Annotated in this window: 18 protein-coding genes; 7 read left to right on the top strand and 11 right to left on the bottom strand. The window is 53.8% G+C overall.

Annotation, left to right across the window (positions count from 1 at the left end):
- Window positions 1-727, bottom strand: a 727-nt coding sequence (locus ABJQ89_RS02510) for a patatin-like phospholipase family protein (protein ID WP_348494696.1), incomplete at its 3' end; no start/stop codon positions are given.
- A gap of 6 nt (window positions 728-733) precedes the next feature.
- Window positions 734-2272 carry a helicase HerA-like domain-containing protein gene (locus ABJQ89_RS02505; RefSeq protein ID WP_348494695.1) on the bottom strand — a complete coding sequence of 513 codons (1539 nt, stop codon included), beginning with the start codon at window positions 2270-2272 and terminating at the stop codon, window positions 734-736.
- Between the two features lie 534 nt (window positions 2273-2806).
- Between ABJQ89_RS02505 and ABJQ89_RS02500 the strand changes: the two genes are divergently transcribed.
- Window positions 2807-3421: an invasion associated locus B family protein gene (locus ABJQ89_RS02500; RefSeq protein ID WP_348494694.1), complete on the top strand. Its 615-nt coding sequence runs from the start codon at window positions 2807-2809 to the stop codon at window positions 3419-3421.
- Between the two features lie 73 nt (window positions 3422-3494).
- Here ABJQ89_RS02500 and ABJQ89_RS02495 read toward each other — a convergent pair whose 3' ends face one another.
- The 4 genes from ABJQ89_RS02495 to ABJQ89_RS02480 all read right to left on the bottom strand — a co-directional run bounded on the left by ABJQ89_RS02495 (window position 3495) and on the right by ABJQ89_RS02480 (window position 7829).
- On the bottom strand, window positions 3495-4703 hold the full coding sequence (locus tag ABJQ89_RS02495; RefSeq protein WP_348494693.1) for a beta-ketoacyl-[acyl-carrier-protein] synthase family protein: 1209 nt from the start codon (window positions 4701-4703) through the stop codon (window positions 3495-3497).
- Entirely contained in the window at window positions 4700-4957 is a 258-nt protein-coding gene (locus ABJQ89_RS02490) for a phosphopantetheine-binding protein (RefSeq protein ID WP_348494692.1), read from the bottom strand. The genes ABJQ89_RS02495 and ABJQ89_RS02490 overlap by 4 nt, the downstream gene beginning before the upstream one ends.
- A gap of 36 nt (window positions 4958-4993) precedes the next feature.
- Entirely contained in the window at window positions 4994-6085 is a 1092-nt protein-coding gene (gene lpxD, locus ABJQ89_RS02485) for a UDP-3-O-(3-hydroxymyristoyl)glucosamine N-acyltransferase (protein WP_348494691.1), read from the bottom strand.
- Between the two features lie 127 nt (window positions 6086-6212).
- Complete coding sequence (locus ABJQ89_RS02480; RefSeq protein WP_348494698.1) at window positions 6213-7829, bottom strand: L,D-transpeptidase family protein; 1617 nt, start codon at window positions 7827-7829, stop codon at window positions 6213-6215.
- Window positions 7830-8199: 370 nt separating this feature from the next.
- Here ABJQ89_RS02480 and ABJQ89_RS02475 point away from each other — a divergent pair, with 370 nt between their 5' ends.
- Window positions 8200-8769, top strand: coding sequence for a DUF882 domain-containing protein (locus ABJQ89_RS02475; protein WP_348494690.1), 570 nt, complete (start codon window positions 8200-8202; stop codon window positions 8767-8769).
- 15 nt (window positions 8770-8784) lie between these two features.
- Here ABJQ89_RS02475 and ABJQ89_RS02470 read toward each other — a convergent pair whose 3' ends face one another.
- Entirely contained in the window at window positions 8785-9558 is a 774-nt protein-coding gene (locus ABJQ89_RS02470) for a DUF3445 domain-containing protein (protein WP_348494689.1), read from the bottom strand.
- A gap of 55 nt (window positions 9559-9613) precedes the next feature.
- Complete coding sequence (locus ABJQ89_RS02465) at window positions 9614-10834, bottom strand: glycerophosphodiester phosphodiesterase family protein (RefSeq protein ID WP_348494688.1); 1221 nt, start codon at window positions 10832-10834, stop codon at window positions 9614-9616.
- Window positions 10835-11036: 202 nt separating this feature from the next.
- Between ABJQ89_RS02465 and dddP the strand changes: the two genes are divergently transcribed.
- Both dddP and ABJQ89_RS02455 read left to right on the top strand, forming a co-directional pair.
- Window positions 11037-12377 carry a dimethylsulfonioproprionate lyase DddP gene (dddP, locus tag ABJQ89_RS02460; protein ID WP_348494687.1) on the top strand — a complete coding sequence of 447 codons (1341 nt, stop codon included), beginning with the start codon at window positions 11037-11039 and terminating at the stop codon, window positions 12375-12377.
- Window positions 12378-12495: 118 nt separating this feature from the next.
- A complete protein-coding gene (locus ABJQ89_RS02455; protein WP_348494686.1) occupies window positions 12496-13701 on the top strand; it encodes a bifunctional alpha/beta hydrolase/OsmC family protein in 1206 nt (401 codons plus the stop codon).
- Window positions 13702-13779: 78 nt separating this feature from the next.
- Here the strand turns inward: ABJQ89_RS02455 and ABJQ89_RS02450 are convergent, their stop codons facing one another.
- From ABJQ89_RS02450 to ABJQ89_RS02440, 3 genes are all read right to left on the bottom strand, one after another.
- The gene (locus tag ABJQ89_RS02450) at window positions 13780-14379 is read right to left on the bottom strand and encodes a biotin transporter BioY (protein WP_348494685.1); all 600 of its coding nucleotides are present in this window, start codon (window positions 14377-14379) and stop codon (window positions 13780-13782) included.
- Between the two features lie 104 nt (window positions 14380-14483).
- Window positions 14484-14897: a DUF6314 family protein gene (locus ABJQ89_RS02445; RefSeq protein ID WP_348494684.1), complete on the bottom strand. Its 414-nt coding sequence runs from the start codon at window positions 14895-14897 to the stop codon at window positions 14484-14486.
- Entirely contained in the window at window positions 14897-15262 is a 366-nt protein-coding gene (locus ABJQ89_RS02440; protein ID WP_348494683.1) for a hypothetical protein, read from the bottom strand. Before ABJQ89_RS02440 ends, ABJQ89_RS02445 begins: the two co-directional genes overlap by 1 nt.
- 85 nt (window positions 15263-15347) lie before the next feature.
- On the opposite strand from ABJQ89_RS02440, the gene purB reads away from it, so the two are divergent.
- From purB to ABJQ89_RS02425, 3 genes are all read left to right on the top strand, one after another.
- Window positions 15348-16652: an adenylosuccinate lyase gene (gene purB / locus ABJQ89_RS02435; protein ID WP_348494682.1), complete on the top strand. Its 1305-nt coding sequence runs from the start codon at window positions 15348-15350 to the stop codon at window positions 16650-16652.
- Window positions 16653-16763: 111 nt separating this feature from the next.
- Window positions 16764-17813, top strand: coding sequence for a FliG C-terminal domain-containing protein (locus ABJQ89_RS02430; protein ID WP_348494681.1), 1050 nt, complete (start codon window positions 16764-16766; stop codon window positions 17811-17813).
- Between the two features lie 87 nt (window positions 17814-17900).
- On the top strand, window positions 17901-18209 hold the full coding sequence (locus tag ABJQ89_RS02425; RefSeq protein WP_348494697.1) for a ScnB-like protein: 309 nt from the start codon (window positions 17901-17903) through the stop codon (window positions 18207-18209).
- The last annotated feature ends 72 nt before the right edge of the window (window positions 18210-18281 follow it).

Genomic DNA, 18281 nt, shown 5'->3' with positions numbered 1-18281 from the left:
CGTTAATTCGGTTCTGGATCGCTTGTGCTGTTTGCGGCACCTCAACCCGTTCAAGCGGGTTGATAGTGATGAACAACACATCGTCCGGCAGGTCTTTGACAAACAACGGAAAGAGCGGTGGATTGCCCGTGTAGCCGCCATCCCAATAAGCCTCGCCATCAATTTCGACGGCCTTGAACAGCGTCGGTAGACAGGCCGAGGCGAGCAAAGCATCAGGACCAATCTCTGCGCCTTTAAACACTTTGACCTTGCCGCTGCGCACGTTAGTCGCGCCAACGAACAAGTCAGGCCCTTCATCGCTGTCAATCTGCCCATAATCGAACCCATCCACGATTTTGCGCAACGGATGATTATAAAACGGGCCCCAACTGTAAGGTGACGTTAGACGATTGAAGGCATCGGCAAACATATAGGGCGCGGAAAGTTCCAAAGCTTGCGACATCATGGAGGGTGAAAAGAAATCTTGCCCGAACCACTGGCTCATGCCCGCATCGCTGCTCTGCGCGATCCCGTCCCAGAGCGCTGTAAGGGATGCGCGCGCACCCTCAGCGCCGTCCGCTAAAAAGCCCGACTTCAACGCAGCCGCATTCAACGCCCCTGCTGAGGCCCCTGAAATTGCGGCGATTTCCAGATCAGGCTCTTGCAGAATGCGATCTAACGCACCCCAAGTGAACGCGCCATGCGCCCCGCCCCCTTGGAGGGCGAGATTGATACGTCGTTTAGCCATTTTTGCTTATCTCGCTTTAAATAGACCACCCAGAATGCCGCGCACAATACGCCGCCCTGTGGTGCCTTTGAGCTCTTTTATCACGACCTGCGCCATCGCAGCCCCAAACCCATCACTCTTTGAACGCTTGCTGGTGGAACGGCTCACGCGCGTTCCTGAATAACGGCGCGCAGCCTTGTATTCGCGCGCGGCCATTTCAAGCTCTTCCTCTTCTTCTTCGGCCTCTGCTGCTGCCTTTGCCGCCGCATCGGCGCGGGCACGCAAAATTTCATAGGCGGACTCGCGATCGATCACAGCTTCATATTTGCCAGCGACAGGCGATTTGGCCATCACATCGGCGCGCTCGGCCGGCGTAATAGGCCCAAGTTGCGAGCTGGGTGGGCGGATCAACGTGCGCTCTACGATGCCCGGAATCCCCTTCTTTTGCAGCATAGAGGTGACCGCTTCGCCAACGCCAACTTCACGAATGGCTTCTTCGGTGTCAAAATTCGGGTTGTCACGGTAGGTCTCTGCCGCCTCTTTCAAACGGCGACGATCACGGGCGGTAAATGCGCGCAACGCATGTTGAACCCGGTTCCCCAATTGGCTGAGAATGTCCTCAGGCACATCAGAGGGGTTTTGCGTCACGAAATAGATCCCCACGCCCTTGGAACGGATCAACCGAGCGACCTGTTCGACCTTATCAACCAACGCTTTTGGCGCGCCATCAAAGAGAAGATGCGCCTCATCAAAGAAGAACACCAGCTTTGGTTTATCCGGATCGCCGACCTCAGGCAGTTCTTCGAAGAGCTCTGACAACAACCAAAGCAAGAATGTAGAATAGAGCCGCGGCGCGGCCATCAATTTGTCTGAGGCCAGAATATTGATACGGCCACGGCCATCGGGCGCGGTGCTGATAATGTCGCTGAGCGCCAAACCAGGTTCGCCAAACAGCTTGGCGCCGCCTTGGTTTTCCAGCACCAGCAAGCGGCGCTGGATTGCGCCAATGGAGCTGGTCGATACATTTCCATAACGCAATGTCAGCTCTTCGCGGTTCTCGCCGACCCAAACCAAGAGCGCTTGCAAGTCCTTGAGATCGAGCAAAGGCATGCCCTGCTCATCGGCCACGCGGAAGGCGATGTTAACCACACCCTCTTGCGCTTCGCCAAGTTCAAGCAAACGCGACACCAATAGCGGACCCATTTCCGCGACGGTTGTGCGTACGGGGTGGCCCTGTTCGCCGAACAAATCCCAGAATGTGACAGGGAATGTGTCATATGAATAATCTGAGAATCCGATTTTCTCAGCGCGCGATGTGAAGGCGTCATGCAGCTTAAAGCCTTCTGAGCCTGCGAGCGCCAAACCAGACAGATCGCCCTTCACATCGGTCAAGAAGACCGGAACACCTGCATTTGCGAAATTCTCGGCCAGAATTTGCAAGGTTACCGTCTTACCCGTACCAGTTGCACCGGCGATAAGCCCATGACGGTTTGCATACTTCAGGTTGAGCCACTGTTTTTCAACATAGCCTTCACCGCCGCCTCCGACGAAAATATGGTGATCCATGACGCACTCCCACGCTTAAAAGTTAGATCGCACAGGGGTCCGTGCTGCAACTGCACGTTAACTTATTCATGCCAAAGTGCAATCTGTTCGCAGCTGACTGTCCTCGGTTTGCGGACGGACTTCCTCCCTGTCCAACTGACCGCGCCCTTGTGGCGCGGTTTTTTTATTCAACTCTCAAAGATGCCCGATAAGGGTTTATGAACAAACAAAAACTCTCTGACTGAAAGAGTTCAAGAAGATGCGACATTTTGGCTTTTAGCTGTTGACGCATGCGTAAGTGCATCGTAGTCTTGCCCCAATAAGTCGGCCAGTTCGACAGGGAAAAAATAGAAAAGGAAGACCCAGAAGAGGTCTTCCTTTTTTTGTGCCTTCTGTTTTCCAAGAGTTTTACTCAAATTGAAGGCTCTACTTGCCAAGCGCATCTGATTGAGCAAAATAAGCGCAAACTCGCCACTCTATTAAAAGCGTGCCACTGACACAGCCTAAGAGCCATGTTAAAGAAGCGCCAATCAACACTAAGTCAGGAAATCTTTAATGATCACTCGTATGTCTGCCCTTTCAGCAATCGCATGCCTCGCACTTGGCGGCGCGGCGTTTGCGCAGTCCACAACTGAGGCCACAACCGAGGAAGACAAACCCATCGCTCCGATCGAAACAGATCTCAGCCTTGGCGAAGATGCATCAACGCCGCAAATCGGTCAGACTTATATTCGCGAAGAAGAGCAAGACTGGGAAATTCAATGCGTTCGCGTTGAAGAAGGCACCGAAGAGCCCTGCCAAATGTATCAGTTGATGACAGACAGCGAAGGCAACCCCGTTGCCGAAGTCAGCATTTTCCGCCTGCCTTCTGGTGGTCAAGCTGTGGCTGGCGCAACGGTTATCGTGCCACTTGAAACATCACTCCAAGCGCAATTGCGCGTCTCTGTTGACGGCTCACAAGGCAAGCGCTACCCCTACTCTTTCTGTAACCCGGTTGGTTGTTTTGCCCGTATCGGCCTCACGCAAAGCGATGTGAATAGCTTCAAGCGCGGCGCTGCTGCGACGGTCACGATTGTTCCGTTCCTTGCGCCGGATCAAAAGGTCGACCTCAACATGTCGCTCAAGGGTTTTACAGCCGGCTTTGATAAATCAACTGTTGTGACCCAGTAATCAGCCTAACCTGCATTATAGTTTTGAATGATGGAAAACGCGCCCACGGGCGCGTTTTTTCGTTTGGGCCGCGCTAGACCTTGCGCAGCGCAAGGACCGCGTTCAATCCACCAAAGGCAAACGCGTTGCTCAGGGCAACATCGACTTTGGCCTCGCGCGCCTCGTTTGGCACAACATCAAGCGCGCACTCCGGGTCTGCTTCTTCATAGCCAATGGTCGGCGCGATGATCCCGTCACGCAGGGCCATGATGCAGGCCAACAGCTCCACAGCACCTGTGCCACCAATCAGATGCCCATGCATCGATTTGGTTGAACTCATCATCAAATCATCTGCGTGCGGGCCAAACACATCGGCAACGGCCGCACATTCGGTTTTGTCATTTGCAGCAGTTCCCGTTCCGTGGGCGTTGATGTAGCCAACCCCGCTGCGATCAATCTTTGCATCCGCCAATGCTCCGGAAATCGCCCGCGCGGCCCCCTGTTTAGACGGCATCACAATGTCAGCCGCATCGGACGACATCGCAAAGCCTGCCACTTCGCACAGGATTTCAGCGCCGCGCGCTTTGGCATGTTCCATCTCTTCAAAGACGAAAATACCAGCGCCCTCACCCTGAACCATGCCATTGCGGTTGGCTGAAAACGGACGGCACGCGTCCTTGGACATCACGCGCAGACCTTCCCACGCTTTAACGCCGCCAAAACACAGCATGCTTTCAGAACCGCCTGTGACCATGACCTCTGCCATGCCTGTGCGGATCATAGAAAACGCTTGCGACATCGCATGATTGGAGGATGCGCAGGCCGTTGAAACCGTAAAGGAAGGCCCCTTCAGGTTATGCTCCATCGAGATATGGCTACAGGCCGCATTGTTCATAAGCTTCGGCACAACAAACGGGTGCACGCGGTTTTTACCGTCCTCATAGACCGAACGATAATTGTCGTCCCATGTGCTCACCCCGCCGCCAGCGGTTCCAAGAACAACGCCAGACCGCGCCGCCAACTCACCAACGAAATCGAGACCGGATTGCAAAATCGCCTCTTTCGCAGCGCAAAGCGTAAACTGCGTGAAGCGATCATAGAGCGTCATTTGTTGACGGTTGAACAGACCCTCGGTTTCAAAGCCTTTGACCTGCCCACCGATCTGTATCGACAGACGGTCAACGTCACGAAACTCTAGCGGACCAATGCCGCAATGCCCCTCTTGCATCGCTTTGAGCGTTGCTGGAACAGATTGGCCAAGCGCGTTGATCGTGCCTGCGCCAGTGATGACAACGCGTCTCACGACTTTTCAGCTACCAAACGTTCAATCCCAGCGATGATTGTCTCAACCGATGAGATGTCAAAATCGCTCTTTTCAGGCTCATTCGCGTTGAAGGGGATGGTCACATCGAACTCTTCTTCAATTGCAAAGATACTCTCAACGAGGCCAAGACTATCAATCCCGAGGCTTTCTAATGTGCTGTCTGCACTGACGTCCGAGATGTCCAGCATTGCCTGTTCTGCGATGATCTCGATGATTTTGTCGCGTATGCTCATGGCCGATCCTTTTGTGCCAAATGCTTGGGTGTTGATTTAGTCGCTGTCGCGGCTCTTGGAAACACCCTTTTGCAGGGATGCGACATCAGCGAACAGGCGCGGCAAGCGGCGCAAGTATTTGTGGATTTCGATCTGCTTGTCCATTTTGACCGCAGGGTATCCCAGCATAACGCGACCCGCAGGAACATTGGACAGGACCTTGGTTGCGCCGCCAGTGATTGCGTTGTCACCGATAAAGACATTGTCACTGACGCCCGTTTGACCACCCAGCACGACATTATTGCCAATACGAGTTGATCCCGCGATACCGACCTGCGCGCAAATCATGCAGTCGTTTCCGATCACCACGTTGTGGCCAATCTGCGCGAGGTTATCGAACTTACATCCGTTGCCGATCACCGTATCCCGCACCGTTCCACGATCTACACAAGAATTTGCGCCGATCTCCACATCATTACCAATCTGGACAGAACCCAGCGAATGAATGCGCGCCCAGCTTTGCGCTTTGACGTCGCCCTGATCACCAAGGGTGTCGCGCACGCGTTCAACTGCACCCGCTTCGGGCGTGACAAAGGAAAATCCATCGCCGCCAATAGTTGCGCCGGGCTGCGCGATAAAGCGGGCGCCGATGCGCACGCGTGCGCCAATTCGAACGCCTTCCCGAAGGTTGGCATCAGCGCCGATTACCGCGTCGCGCCCGATAAAGACCTGCGCAGCAATGCGGCTGTTTGCGCCGATACGCGCGCCTGCTTCAATGACGGCCAAGGGCCCGACTGACACATTCGCGCCGAGCTCGGCGCTTGGGTCAATAACAGCGGACGGGTGCACTACTGCTGGCGGCGTCGGCTCCGGGTCCATCATGGCGCTGAGCGAGGCCATCGCAAACCGTGGTCGATCCGCCAAAATGGCTGCTTTCAACCCGAACCCCTGCCAATCAGCATCGCTCCAGAGCAGCGCGGCTTGCGCCGCACCATCTGGCAATTGTTTTGCAAAATCAGGTTTCATCGCCAAGGCAAGCTGATCGGCTTTCGCGGATGCTGGCTCTGCAACAGAGGCCACGATCAGCCCCACATCACCAACAGCTTTTGCGCCCAATCCTTTTGCGATTTGTTCAATCGAATATGTCATAGCTGCCCTCGCCTGCGATCTTGAGAATGATGTAGGCGATATCACAGTCGGAGGCAAACCACCTGATCAAACGAAACAAAGCCGAGGCATGCCCCGGCTTTGCTCATGTCATTCAGATGAAAAACGTTTAGCCGCCAACAGCGCGCAATTGAACGCCTGCATTGGCCAGCGCCTTAAAGATACGCGCATCACGACCATAGACATCGCGGCGGAAGTTGACGCTGCCTTTGGCTGTTACGAATGCCGTGCGATAGACGATGTGCACAGGAACAGGCTCTTTCAGGTTTACACGTGCCTCGGAACCCGTCGCCAGTTTCGCTTGAAAGAACCCTTTCGGATCGCTCGTTTGCTTTGCCAAAAGGGCGTAAGCGAATTCGAATGGTTGATGCAAACGGATGCAACCGTGTGAATAGGCACGCGTTTCGCGGCTGAACAGGTTCTTTGCAGGCGTATCGTGCAGATAGATGTTGTGACGGTTCGGGAACATGAATTTCACAAGACCCAATGCGTTTCCGCGGCTTGGTGGTTGCTTCAGACTGTATGGGAATGTTTTAGCTGTGTAAGCGCCAAAGTTCGCCGCTGAGCGGGACACGGTGCGACCACGGCTATCGATCACCTGCAGATGCGACACCGCGTTCGGGTTACGCTGCATCAATGGTAGGTATTCTTTCGTCGTGATGGAACGTGGCACATACCAAGACGGATTGATCACCATGAATTCCATCACATCAGAAAACTCTGGGCTACGGCGATCACTTTGATCTTTGCCAATCACCGACCGCGTGCGGAATGTCTCTTTACCATTGTCCATGATAACTGCGGAGAAGTCCGTCAGGTTGACCCAGATATGGCGCTTGCCACGTGGACGGTTCATCCAGCGCTCGCGCTCCATCGCAACCATGACCGCTTGCAGATTGGCCTCAATCGGGCGGTTGATTTCCGCCATCGTGCCCGGCCCTGCAACCCCATCAGGGTTCAAACCACGGGAGGTTTGGAACTGTTGCATCGCAGATTGCATCGCAGCGTCATAAGTTTGCGAAGAAGAACGCTTTAGGTAGCCCATTGTTTGCAAACGGTTGCGCAAGATAACGACCGCATTGCCAGACTGACCCGGCTTCAAGGATTTCGCAGGAACTTTCTGGCCCCAGCCGCCTTTTGCCAACTGGCGTTCCATCAACAGCTTAGCTTTCATCAAGCGTGCATATTCTGGCGCGGTTGGCGCCAGAGCTTGGAAAAAGCGCTTTGGCGAGGATTTCGTGAAGTTCGTCAGGTAAGACAGACGATCACGGTGCGGAATACTGCGGACGATATCGCTATCAACTTTGGACGGTGTCAGAACACCTGTTTGAAGGTCCCGCGCATATTGCAGGAAGATGCGGCTCATCTCGACTTCTACAGCGCCGCGATCCCGTGGGCTTTTCGCTTGTTTGAGCAACGCTTTGAGTTGCTCGGGGTTATAGCGGCTCACTGGTAGGCCATGATCAGCTGCGTTCGTTACCGCGTTCAGCAAAGCATCGCGGCGTTGGCGATCCTTGTTGTTACGTCCTGTCCAAATCGCTTTGTATTTGTTGGCTTGGTAAAAGGCTGAGATGTCTTTGTCTTTTGCCGCAGCTTCCGCAACAGCCTGCTTAAAGGCGGTAACCTGAGCCTGCGCTGGCGTGGCAACAAAACCGATGCTCAAAAGCATGAGCGCGAACACGGCAAGACATGCTCTGAATGAAAAAAGTACCTGACTGCGAAGCATATGCATCGATGTCCCCCGAAAAAAATGTACTGTTTATAGCGCGGGCAGCGCGCGTTTTTTGTATCTGATGTCTTCTTTCATTGGCCCCTACTCTGTCCATTCACATTTGCGAAAGGTGACAACAAAAGCCGTTCTGTGGTGCAACTGTGCACCTAGAATTAACGTCGACTTCATTCATTTGATGCAATTGAATGATATATTTACACAATTGAGCAGAAAAATGCCGAAAATGGTTGCGATCTCCCCTTTTCGGAAATCGAAGCTTGGTTGGCGATTCGAAGTATGTCATAGAAGCTGTACTGCGGGGATACATAGGCAGAGCATCCGTAACATCGGATGCGAACAGGTTAAGAACGGGACGGACTAAGTGATGGCAAACGAACAGAGTAGCGGCGTAACGCGTCGTGGCCTTCTTCGTGCATTCGCGGCCACAGCGGTCGTAGCAGCTCCGAGCTATGCAAACGCAGCAGGCTTCCTGCGCGGCGGCGGCGACATTCGTCGTATTAAAATGTATTCCGGCCGCACTGGCGAACGCATCGACATGATTTATTGGGTCGAAGGCAAGTACATCAAAGAAGCGGTACAAGAAGTTCACCACTTCATGCGCGATTGGCGCACCAATGATGTGAAATTCATCGACCTTCGCACCATCGACGTTATGGCCGCGGCACATAACCTTCTGGATTCAAACGAACCTTACATGTTGTTGTCTGGCTATCGCAGCCCGAAAACCAACGCGATGCTGCGTTCACGCTCATCTGGCGTTGCGAAAAACTCGCTTCACATGAAGGGCCAAGCGGCTGATTTGCGTCTGTCTTCACGTTCCGTTGGGCAAGTGTCTCGTGCAGCAGCAGCATGCCGTGGCGGCGGTGTTGGAAGCTATTCTGGCTCCAATTTTGTACACATGGATTGCGGTCCTGTGCGCACCTGGGGTCGCTAACCCCCCTCTCTGATTTCAGTTAGAACGCGTTGATCGCGCGATATCCTCTGGGACGTCGGCGCGATTTAAAACGTATGTGTGGATCGAAAACACGACGGCCCGCGTTTGGGGCAGTCGAACGATTGATTGCTTTTCCATGCGCAGAAAATCACCTTGAATTGGGCTCACCTCTTCACGCGGCGCGTAGACTGATCTGGGCTGGTGCAGCTCTGCATCCGCGTACCAAAGCTGGTTAAAGCGCCACAAGGGCCTCCCCACTTGCACCCCATCAAACAATCGTTGGACACGGCGCGCGAGCGTATCGTCATATTCCGCAACAGGGTCATGAATGGCGAGCAACGGCTTGCCGATCTTTTCGGCCAAGGTCCAAGACGCAGGAAAACACAGGCATGCAGCGCTTAGGACATGTTCTGCTGCGCCCTCAGGCTTTTGCATCAAACAAATGTCTTCTTGCACCAAACGCCCCAAAACTTCGAGCGGCTCACCCTGTAAATCAACCGTTTGACCATCGGGGCGACGCACATGGCTTGTAGACAGCTCATATCGCGCATCATGCGCCAGTAGCTTCAGTGCTTCAGCCAAGGCCTCTTCTCGCGCGGGGCGTGAGTCCTCGACATGCGCAAGTACCTTGTCTTTCTGATCCTTGAGGAGCGCCTCGCGCCGCGTCATCTGCGCAGCAAAGGCATCGTCCACCTCAAGCCAATCGCCAGCAGAAAGCGGCGCAATTCCGGGCAAGGCACGCGCCGTGCGCAGGCGTTCAGGATAATGTGATTGGCAAATTGCAGACATGAGGAAAGGGCTAGCAGGCCAACCCTTTCTCGTCACCAATCAAATTGATTTAGGCTTACAGCCCCATGCAATTCGCGTAATATGTGACAGTCGAAGGCCAATCAGAGAAGACACCTACAACTTTGACCTCTTGCGCCAAGGCATCGAGCACGTCGAAGTAATCCGCATCGTTGTCGATCACGTCCTTAACGCTTTGGAAATACCAGCCGCCGCCGTTGCCAAGTGGACCGGAACGTTCCAGCGTCCAAGTGATGATTTTCAGGCCAGCAGCATTGGCTTGTTTTGCCAGCTCAGACGCAACAATCTTGTCACCCTCAAGCGTCAAAAGCATCCACATAGGCGGTGCGATGTAGTTCACACCCATCGCTTTCAGCTCTTCCATGGTGTTTGGCCATGTCGCCGGGTCCATCGCGGAATAGCCCTCGATGTTGTACTCATCCATCAAATAGACCGCTTGCGCGCCGAATTCCGGCTCCGCTTTGATCCAATATTTCACCACATCCAGATCAAAGCTTTGCGCCCAAACTTCAGAGGCTGGCACGCCTGCTGCTTTATACTCGTCGATCATCTTCTGGGCGTAGTCGTCCATGGAGAAACCATCGAACGGCATATCAACGCTTGGTGATTTCAGCTCGGGTGTGAACTTTGCGCCATAGGATTTGAACGCTTCAATGCTTTCCGTGTGCGTCAAAAGCGTGCCGCCCTGAACGGTATACAGATCCGTGCGCCAGCCAGCAGTGCCGTCCATATAGGCCTCGACTGTCGTTGCAGAAGTATCTGCAGCGTCCATTTTGCCTGTCAGCGTTTTGAACTCCGCCAATGTAATGTCAGACGCGCGGCACTCGGCGCTGGCTTTGTCTTCACCTGCAGCGGGAGTAAAACCGGCCGTGCAGTTGTCCGCCAAAGACGTCGCGAGAATATTGGTTGTCGTGTGCAAATCGTTTTGCGCATGACGGCAAACCAATTCTTTGTCCTTGGTAAAGGTCACATCGCATTCCAGAATGCCCGCACCCATGCGCGCAGCTGCGATGTTGCTTTGCAGTGTATGCTCAGGGAACTGCATAGGCGCACCGCGGTGACCGATAGAGAACAGGCTTGGTGAAACCTCTTGCCCCATGCAAGACGCCAGTTTGCTCTTGAGCGGCCCCTCTTCCATGCGATCAATCAGATAGAACGGACGTGGACCATAGGTGAGCGCATCCGCAGTCATATCTGCATAAGCAGGTGTCGTCACAGCGAGAAGCGCCAATGCGGCGCTTTTTTTCAAAAATGTCATGAGAGGAATCTCCAGTTTCTCAGATGAGCCGAAGATGTCCGTTGCGCGTGACGGCCAGTTAACAGGCACGCGACACTTCTTTTACAGTTTTCTTAAAAGTTAATGACAGCCGCTCAAAAACGACATCCAGAGGTGTCGCATATGTTGCGGACCCCAATTGCGCTTCAATCGCAGGCTGATGCCCAGCAATGGGAGGCTTGAAATGAACCATCATTACCGCGATGCGCGAAAGATTGACCCGAGCAAAGCTGCGACACTGAGCGACGGGACACCGAATGACAACGACCGCATTGAAATCGGTCCGACACAATTGGCCTTCGCGGAATGGGAAGCGGCAGGTCTCACCATGCCGAACCTCGCTAATATGCGCGAATATCGTTGGAAACGCCTCACCCAACACATTGTAGATCGCGGCTATGCCGGTCTGCTGTTGTTTGATCCCTTGAATATTCGCTATGCCACGGACAGCACCAATATGCAGCTGTGGAACACCCACAATCCCTTTCGCGCGGTGCTGCTCTGCGCCGATGGGTATATGGTGATCTGGGATTACAAAAACTCGCCTTTCCTTAGTACATTCAATCCCTTGGTACGTGAGCAACGTTCTGGCGCCGATCTGTTTTACTTTGATCGCGGTGATAAGATTGATGTGCAAGCTGATGTGCTTTCCAATGAAATACGTGTGCTTCTTGAAGAACATGCAGGCGGCAACAAACGTCTCGCGGTTGATAAAATCATGCTCCACGGTCTGCGCGCGCTTGAGGCACAGGGCTTTGAGATCATGGAAGGTGAAGAGGTCACAGAAAAGGCGCGCGCGGTGAAAGGGCCGGATGAAATTCTGGCCATGCGCGCCGCATCGCATGCCTGCGAAGTTGCTTGTTATGCGATGGAGAAATTCGCGCGCGAAAATGTTCCAAGCGGCAATGTGTCCGAAGATGACATTTGGGCGGTGCTGCATGCGGAAAACATCAAGCGCGGCGGTGAATGGATCGAAACCCGCCTGCTCGCCTCTGGTCAACGTACCAACCCTTGGTTTCAAGAGTGCGGGCCGCGCATCGTTCAGAACAACGAAATCGTCGCCTTTGATACGGATTTGATCGGCTCTTATGGCATCTGCATCGACATCAGTCGCACATGGTGGATCGGTGATCAGAAGCCACGCCAAGATATGATCGACGCGATGAGGCATTCACATGACTTTATCATGCACAACATGTCGCTGCTCAAACCCGGGCTGATGATCCCCGACCTGATCGATCAATGCATGCAGCACCCCGCCAAATTCAAAGCGCAACAATATGGCTGTATGATGCATGGTGTGGGCCTGTGCGATGAATGGCCCTTGGTGGCGCATAAAGAGAAATATGTGCCCGGCTCTTTTGAGTATCCGCTCGAACCCGGCATGGTTTTATGCGTCGAGGCAGCCTGCGGCGAAGTCGGTGGCGATTTCTCAATCAAGCTCGAAGATCAAGTGCTGATCACCGAAGATGGATTTGAGAATTTGACCAAATACCCTTTTGATCCCGCTCTCATGGGGGAATAAGCGGGGTTTTCGGGGATAAAAGTGTTGCACTGATCACCTCCGCGCGACTCCGCTGTAACACATCTTCACACTCGGGCAAAAAGGCCCCACCCTAGGCACAGCACTAGGAGTCTGCCCCATGCCTACGGAACGTTTTACATTTACAGGCCACTCAGGCGCGCAATTGGCTGCGCGTTTGGACATGCCTGATGGACCACATCTTGCCACTGCGCTTTTTGCGCATTGCTTCACCTGTTCCAAAGATATCCCCGCGGCGCGCCGAATCTCCCAGCGGCTCGCGGATCAGGGCATTGCAGTCCTCAGATTTGATTTTACGGGGCTCGGTCATAGCCAAGGTGAGTTCGCCAATACGACGTTTTCCTCCAACGTTGCCGATCTCGTTGCAGCGGCGAATGTGTTGAAAGAACGCAGCATGGCCCCGACCCTATTGATCGGGCATTCGCTTGGCGGCGCTGCCGTTCTGAAGGTCGCCCCCGAAATTGAAGGCCTCAAAGCTGTCGTGACGCTTGGTGCGCCTTTTGATCCTGAACATGTTACACATAATTTTGGCGGTGCGCTGAACGAAATTAGTGAAAATGGCAAAGCCGAAGTGAACCTTGGCGGTCGACCAATCACTATCGGCAAAGCTTTTGTTGATGATGTGAGTGCCACGTCTTTGAATGATGCGATGCGCGCAACCAAAGCTGCGTTGTTGGTGATGCATGCGCCCCGCGATGCGGTTGTGGGTATCGAAAACGCGACACGGATTTTCACCGCAGGCAATCACCCCAAGAGCTTTGTGACGCTGGATGATGCAGATCATCTGATCTCGAACCCTGATGATGCCTGCTACACTGCGGACGTTATTGCATCGTGGAGCCAGCGTTATCTGAAACTGCCCAAAGCCGCGCCGCCTATCGGCACGCCCGAAGGCATCGTGCGCGTGCGCGAGGCTGATCCGCGTGGCTTCTTGCAGGATGTTTACAGCGGCAGCGATCATCACATGCTGGCGGATGAACCGCTTGCCTATGGTGGCACCAATCGCGGCATGTCGCCTTATGGGTATCTCTCGGCAGCGCTTGGCGCCTGTACCTCAATGACGATCCGCATGTATGCACGCCGTAAAGGGTGGCCACTGAAAAGCATTTCGGTCGATGTCAGCCATGACAAAATGCATGCGCAGGACAGCGGTACGCTCGATAAGGTTGATAGCTTTAAACGGGTGATTTCACTGCAAGGTTCATTGGATGATGCACAGCGTGCGCGCCTGTTGGAAATTGCAGATAAATGCCCTGTTCACAAAACCTTAGAGCGCAGCTCTACAGTCGTGACTGAACTTCTGTAGCATCCCAGAGAACCTCGACTTCCGACAAAAAAAGGCGCGGAAAAAACCGCGCCTTTTTCTATTTGAGTGCTCGAAAGCTTAGCCGCGTGCGCGGTTCACCAGCTTCCAGGTCATTGGCAAAGTAATCGCTGCAAGCGCGAGCTTGATTGCGTCACCGATCAAGAATGGTGTGAGGCCCCACTGAAGGATTGGCTTGTCCCAACCGTAGAGCATGCCGAGCCAGATCAGGCCAGGAACGTAGATCAATGCGTTACCAAGAAGCATTGCGCCTGCCATTTTAGGAGCGGAGCGATCCCAACCAGCGCGCGCTGCCGTGCCGAGTGCGAGAACAGCAAGAACGTAGCCAACAAGGTAGCCGCCTGTGCCGCCCATCATGTACTCGAGGCCGAATTTTTCAGCAGAAGACCCTGCGAAAACGTCAAAGCCGAGTGCGCCGATGATCATATAGCCAAGGATCGTCACAAGGCCGAGACGCGCGCCGTAAGCCGCGCCCATTGTCAGAACAGCGAATGTGCCCATTGTGATCGGAACTGGCCACATTGGCACTTTGATTTTTGCAGCGATTGCGAGGAACAAAATTCCAGCAACAACAAGCGCCGCTTCTTTCGCGAGTTTGGTCGTACCTTCTTGCGGCGCGACGGCTTCGCTCAAAACTTTGTGGTTCAAAGACAGGTTCATGTGTCACCCTTTGTCATGTTGCGTTGCGGCATATGTTCTTGCTGCAACGCAAAATGCAAGCGCATTTTCCGAGCTTTTGTCATGTTAGCGGCAACAGGATGACGTTACGGCAGACGTAAGAAGGAACTCTGCATGACATAGTCTTTACGCGGTCCAGCGACGTTCCAAGTGCTTGACCAAACCGGCCAAGCCGAAAAATCGTAAGCAACATCATATTGATCCGGATCGCACCAATGACTGGCCTGCGCTTGCGCAGTCAGATCAAAGCGGTGAAAGAACCGCTCATCCGCAAAGAACACATCAAAGCCGTTTCCAACGGATTTCCAGAGATATTTGCGCTCTGCTTTCATGGTACTGCCCTGCGCAAGGGACAACGTACCCTCCTCCGCAAAGACCCAAACCACAGGCCCTTCGGTGATTGTTGCGCTGCCAACAAACCGCGCTGGGTTTGGGGCATGTGCCTCTGTGATCGAACGGTCGATCGACCAGCGGCCCAAGAAATCAGATGGTTTAAGCATTACTGTCGTATCGTCCCAATGCTATGATTCCCCTGCGCATCAGTGAAGCGAATGTCATCTCCGCGCCGCGCAACATCATAACAATCCCAAAGATCACGCGGCGGCCACTGGCTACAATATTGATCGCTCTCAACACGCCAATTTCCCCAACTGTCCTCGCCTGCATTATATAGCGTCTTGCCACTGGCGCGAAAATCCTGCCACGCGTTCGGATAATCGAGTACCACCCCTACGAAGACCTCTTTGATCTGATCCCCATCCAAAGCGGTCCAAGTCTCATTCTCTTGCGCCAAAGCCGCTGCTGGCACGAGCAAAGTCACCAAAAGTAGGGGCAAACCTCTATAAATCAGGGCAATCCGTCTCACCTTGGCTCTCCTCGCTTGTGCCTTTTCCATGCCCAGACTATGAGAGCGCAACCCACGCTGAAAGTCACAAAAAGGACAGGCATCGATGATCCCTCGTTACTCCCGCCCCGAGATGGTTGCAATCTGGTCGCCAGAAACAAAATTCCGCATCTGGTATGAGATCGAAGCGCACGCCTGTGACGCGATGGCCAACCTTGGCGTGATCCCACAGGAAAACGCAGACGCGGTTTGGAAAGCCAAAGACGTGGAATTCGACGTGGCGCGTATCGACGAAATCGAAGCGGTGACCAAACATGACGTCATCGCCTTCCTGACCCACCTTGCAGAGCACGTCGGCAGCGAAGAAGCGCGTTTTGTACATCAGGGCATGACCAGCTCTGACGTTTTGGACACATGTTTGAACGTGCAGCTCGTGCGCGCGTCTGACATTCTGATCGCTGACCTTGAGGGCCTGATGGCCGCGCTCAAAACCCGCGCGATGGAGCATAAAGACACGGTTCGCGTTGGTCGCTCCCACGGTATTCACGCTGAGCCAACAACAATGGGCCTGACGTTCGCGCGGTTCTATGCGGAAATGGATCGCAACCTTGCCCGCCTCAAAGCAGCGCGCGAAGAGATTTCAACCGGTGCGATTTCCGGCGCAATCGGCACATTCGCAAACGTTGATCCACGCGTTGAAGAGCACGTCTGCGAGAAGCTGGGCCTCAAGCCTGAGCCAATCTCCACACAGGTGATTCCACGTGACCGTCACGCGATGTTCTTCTCCGTTTTGGGTGTGATCGCCTCCTCCATGGAAAACATCGTTATCGAAATCCGCCACATGCAACGCACCGAAGTGCTTGAGGGAGCGGAGTTCTTCTCCATGGGTCAAAAAGGCTCCTCTGCGATGCCGCACAAGAAGAACCCGATTCTGACCGAAAACCTCACAGGTCTTGCGCGTCTCGTTCGCATGGCAGTGATTCCCGCGATGGAAAACGTAGCCCTTTGGCATGAGCGCGATATCTCGCATTCCTCTGTTGAGCGTACCATCGGTCCAGACGCGACAATCACGCTGAACTTTGCTCTGAAACGCCTCACAAGCGTTATTGAGAAAATGTTGATCTTCCCTGACAACATGCTCGACAACATGAACAAGTTCCCGGGTTTGGTGATGAGCCAACGTGTCCTGCTTGCCCTTACACAGGCAGGCGTGTCGCGCGAAGACGCCTATTCCATGGTGCAGCGTAACGCTTTGAAAGTGTGGGAACACCGCGTTGATTTCCAAGAACAATTGCTGGCCGACGAAGAAGTTGTCGCGGCATTGGGCGTCGATGAAATCAAAGAAAAATTCGACATGGGCTATCACACGAAACACGTCGATACGATCTTCAAACGCGTGTTCGGCGAATAAGCTGATCAAAAAATAACATCGACTGAACGCTACTTTGGCGGCGTTCAGTCATTTTTCATTTTTTGCCTTCATACCGCTAAGTAACAGAGCAGAATGATAGGTAAGAAATTGATGCAACTCGGCCAAATCACTCCCAAAAACGCGGTGAACAAACCTGCTCCGCGCAAAGTAAGCTCCGCGGAAAAGGCCGCCATTATTGTGCGTTTCTTGATGACAGAGGGTGCGAATGTCCCAATCAATGAACTGCCCGAGGATTTACAGGCGGAACTGACGCATCAAATGGGCACTTTGCGCCGCGTTGACCGCGATACATTGATCAGTGTGGTCGAAGAATTCGCAAATGAGCTGGAACAAACTGGCCTTACCTTCCCCAAGGGCGTTGCAGGCGCGTTGAACGAGCTAGATGGCAAAATTACCCCAAAAGCAGCTGCACAAATTCGCAGACGGACCGGCGTGCGCGATATTGGCGATCCTTGGGAACGTTTGCGCACATATGAACCGGAAAAATTGCTCGAATTAATTGAGGAGGAAAGCGTTGAGGTCGCAGCAGTTCTGATTTCGAAAATCGATGTGAAAAAGGCGGCGGATATGTTGGGCAAAATGCCCGGCGAACGCGCCCGTCGCATCACCTATTCTGTCTCTCTCACCAGCACAGTGACCCCAGACGCTGTAGATCGCATCGGCCGTGCTTTGATCGCGCAATTGGAAAACGAGCCTGAGCGCGCTTTTGAAAGTGCACCAGTTGATCGCATCGGTGCAATTTTGAACTCCTCCCGCAGCGCAACGCGAGATGCGCTTTTGGAGGGGTTGAACAGCGAAGATGAAGACTTTGCCAAGGAAGTACGCAAGGCGATCTTTACCTTCAAACATATTGCTGCACGCGTGGATGCCCGCGACGTCGCTGCGATCTTGCGGGTTGTGGACAATGATACGCTTGTAACGGCGCTGGCTGCCGCAACGGATGAGCTCACCAAACCCTCCGCGGATTTTATTTTAGACAACATTTCCAAACGCTTGGCTGAACAAATGCGAGAGGCCATCGCCGAACGCGGCGAAGTCGGCGACGAAGACGGTGAAACGGCAATGACCGAGGTGGTCGCAGGCGTGCGTGAACTTGCGCAGAGCGGTGAAATTCTCTTGATTGAGGATGTCGAGGCGTAAAGACCCTGCCCCTTCTAGACAGCCGCCACAACGCACGTTAGCGTTTCGCTCATGAAACATGATACAAACGGACGTCGATGGCACGATATGGGCGGCACGGATGCCGGCCCGATCTGCGAGTCAGAACATGACTTTTCGCTTTGGGAGAAACGCGTTGATGCGCTGATGATCCTATGTAGCGGCAAGGGATTCTTTACGGTAGATGGTTTGCGCCGTGCGCTCGAAGACATGGGCGAGGACGCCTTTGAAAACATGAGCTATTATGAGCGGTGGATCGCAGCCATTAACCAGAACCTCGTTGAAAAAGGCGCCTATTCACTTGAAGAACTTGGCGCAAAAATGGCTGAGGTGAAGGCACGCGGCGAAACCTACGGGGATGCCAGCCTTGGATCCTAAACAGCTTTCCACAGGCGATAGCGTGCGCATTCGAGAACTCATGCCGCCGGGTCACGTCCGTGCGCCCGCCTA

This window comes from Planktotalea sp. (genome assembly GCF_039984035.1).
GTDB lineage: Bacteria > Pseudomonadota > Alphaproteobacteria > Rhodobacterales > Rhodobacteraceae > Planktotalea.
The sequence above is the reverse complement of the archived record's forward strand: the minus strand, read 5'-3'. Positions and strand labels throughout refer to the sequence as shown.

Bases quoted from the DNA above. Each gene is read 5' to 3' on its own strand.
- ABJQ89_RS02505 (WP_348494695.1), bottom strand. From the start codon at position 2,272: ATGGATCACCATATTTTCGTCGGAGGCGGCGGTGAAGGCTATGTTGAA.
- ABJQ89_RS02500 (WP_348494694.1), top strand. From the start codon at position 2,807: ATGATCACTCGTATGTCTGCCCTTTCAGCAATCGCATGCCTCGCACTT.
- ABJQ89_RS02490 (WP_348494692.1), bottom strand. From the start codon at position 4,957: ATGAGCATACGCGACAAAATCATCGAGATCATCGCAGAACAGGCAATG.
- lpxD (WP_348494691.1), bottom strand. From the start codon at position 6,085: ATGACATATTCGATTGAACAAATCGCAAAAGGATTGGGCGCAAAAGCT.
- ABJQ89_RS02480 (WP_348494698.1), bottom strand. From the start codon at position 7,829: ATGCTTCGCAGTCAGGTACTTTTTTCATTCAGAGCATGTCTTGCCGTG.
- ABJQ89_RS02475 (WP_348494690.1), top strand. From the start codon at position 8,200: ATGGCAAACGAACAGAGTAGCGGCGTAACGCGTCGTGGCCTTCTTCGT.
- ABJQ89_RS02470 (WP_348494689.1), bottom strand. From the start codon at position 9,558: ATGTCTGCAATTTGCCAATCACATTATCCTGAACGCCTGCGCACGGCG.
- ABJQ89_RS02465 (WP_348494688.1), bottom strand. From the start codon at position 10,834: ATGACATTTTTGAAAAAAAGCGCCGCATTGGCGCTTCTCGCTGTGACG.
- dddP (WP_348494687.1), top strand. From the start codon at position 11,037: ATGAACCATCATTACCGCGATGCGCGAAAGATTGACCCGAGCAAAGCT.
- ABJQ89_RS02455 (WP_348494686.1), top strand. From the start codon at position 12,496: ATGCCTACGGAACGTTTTACATTTACAGGCCACTCAGGCGCGCAATTG.
- ABJQ89_RS02450 (WP_348494685.1), bottom strand. From the start codon at position 14,379: ATGAACCTGTCTTTGAACCACAAAGTTTTGAGCGAAGCCGTCGCGCCG.
- ABJQ89_RS02445 (WP_348494684.1), bottom strand. From the start codon at position 14,897: ATGCTTAAACCATCTGATTTCTTGGGCCGCTGGTCGATCGACCGTTCG.
- purB (WP_348494682.1), top strand. From the start codon at position 15,348: ATGATCCCTCGTTACTCCCGCCCCGAGATGGTTGCAATCTGGTCGCCA.
- ABJQ89_RS02430 (WP_348494681.1), top strand. From the start codon at position 16,764: ATGCAACTCGGCCAAATCACTCCCAAAAACGCGGTGAACAAACCTGCT.
- ABJQ89_RS02425 (WP_348494697.1), top strand. From the start codon at position 17,901: ATGGGCGGCACGGATGCCGGCCCGATCTGCGAGTCAGAACATGACTTT.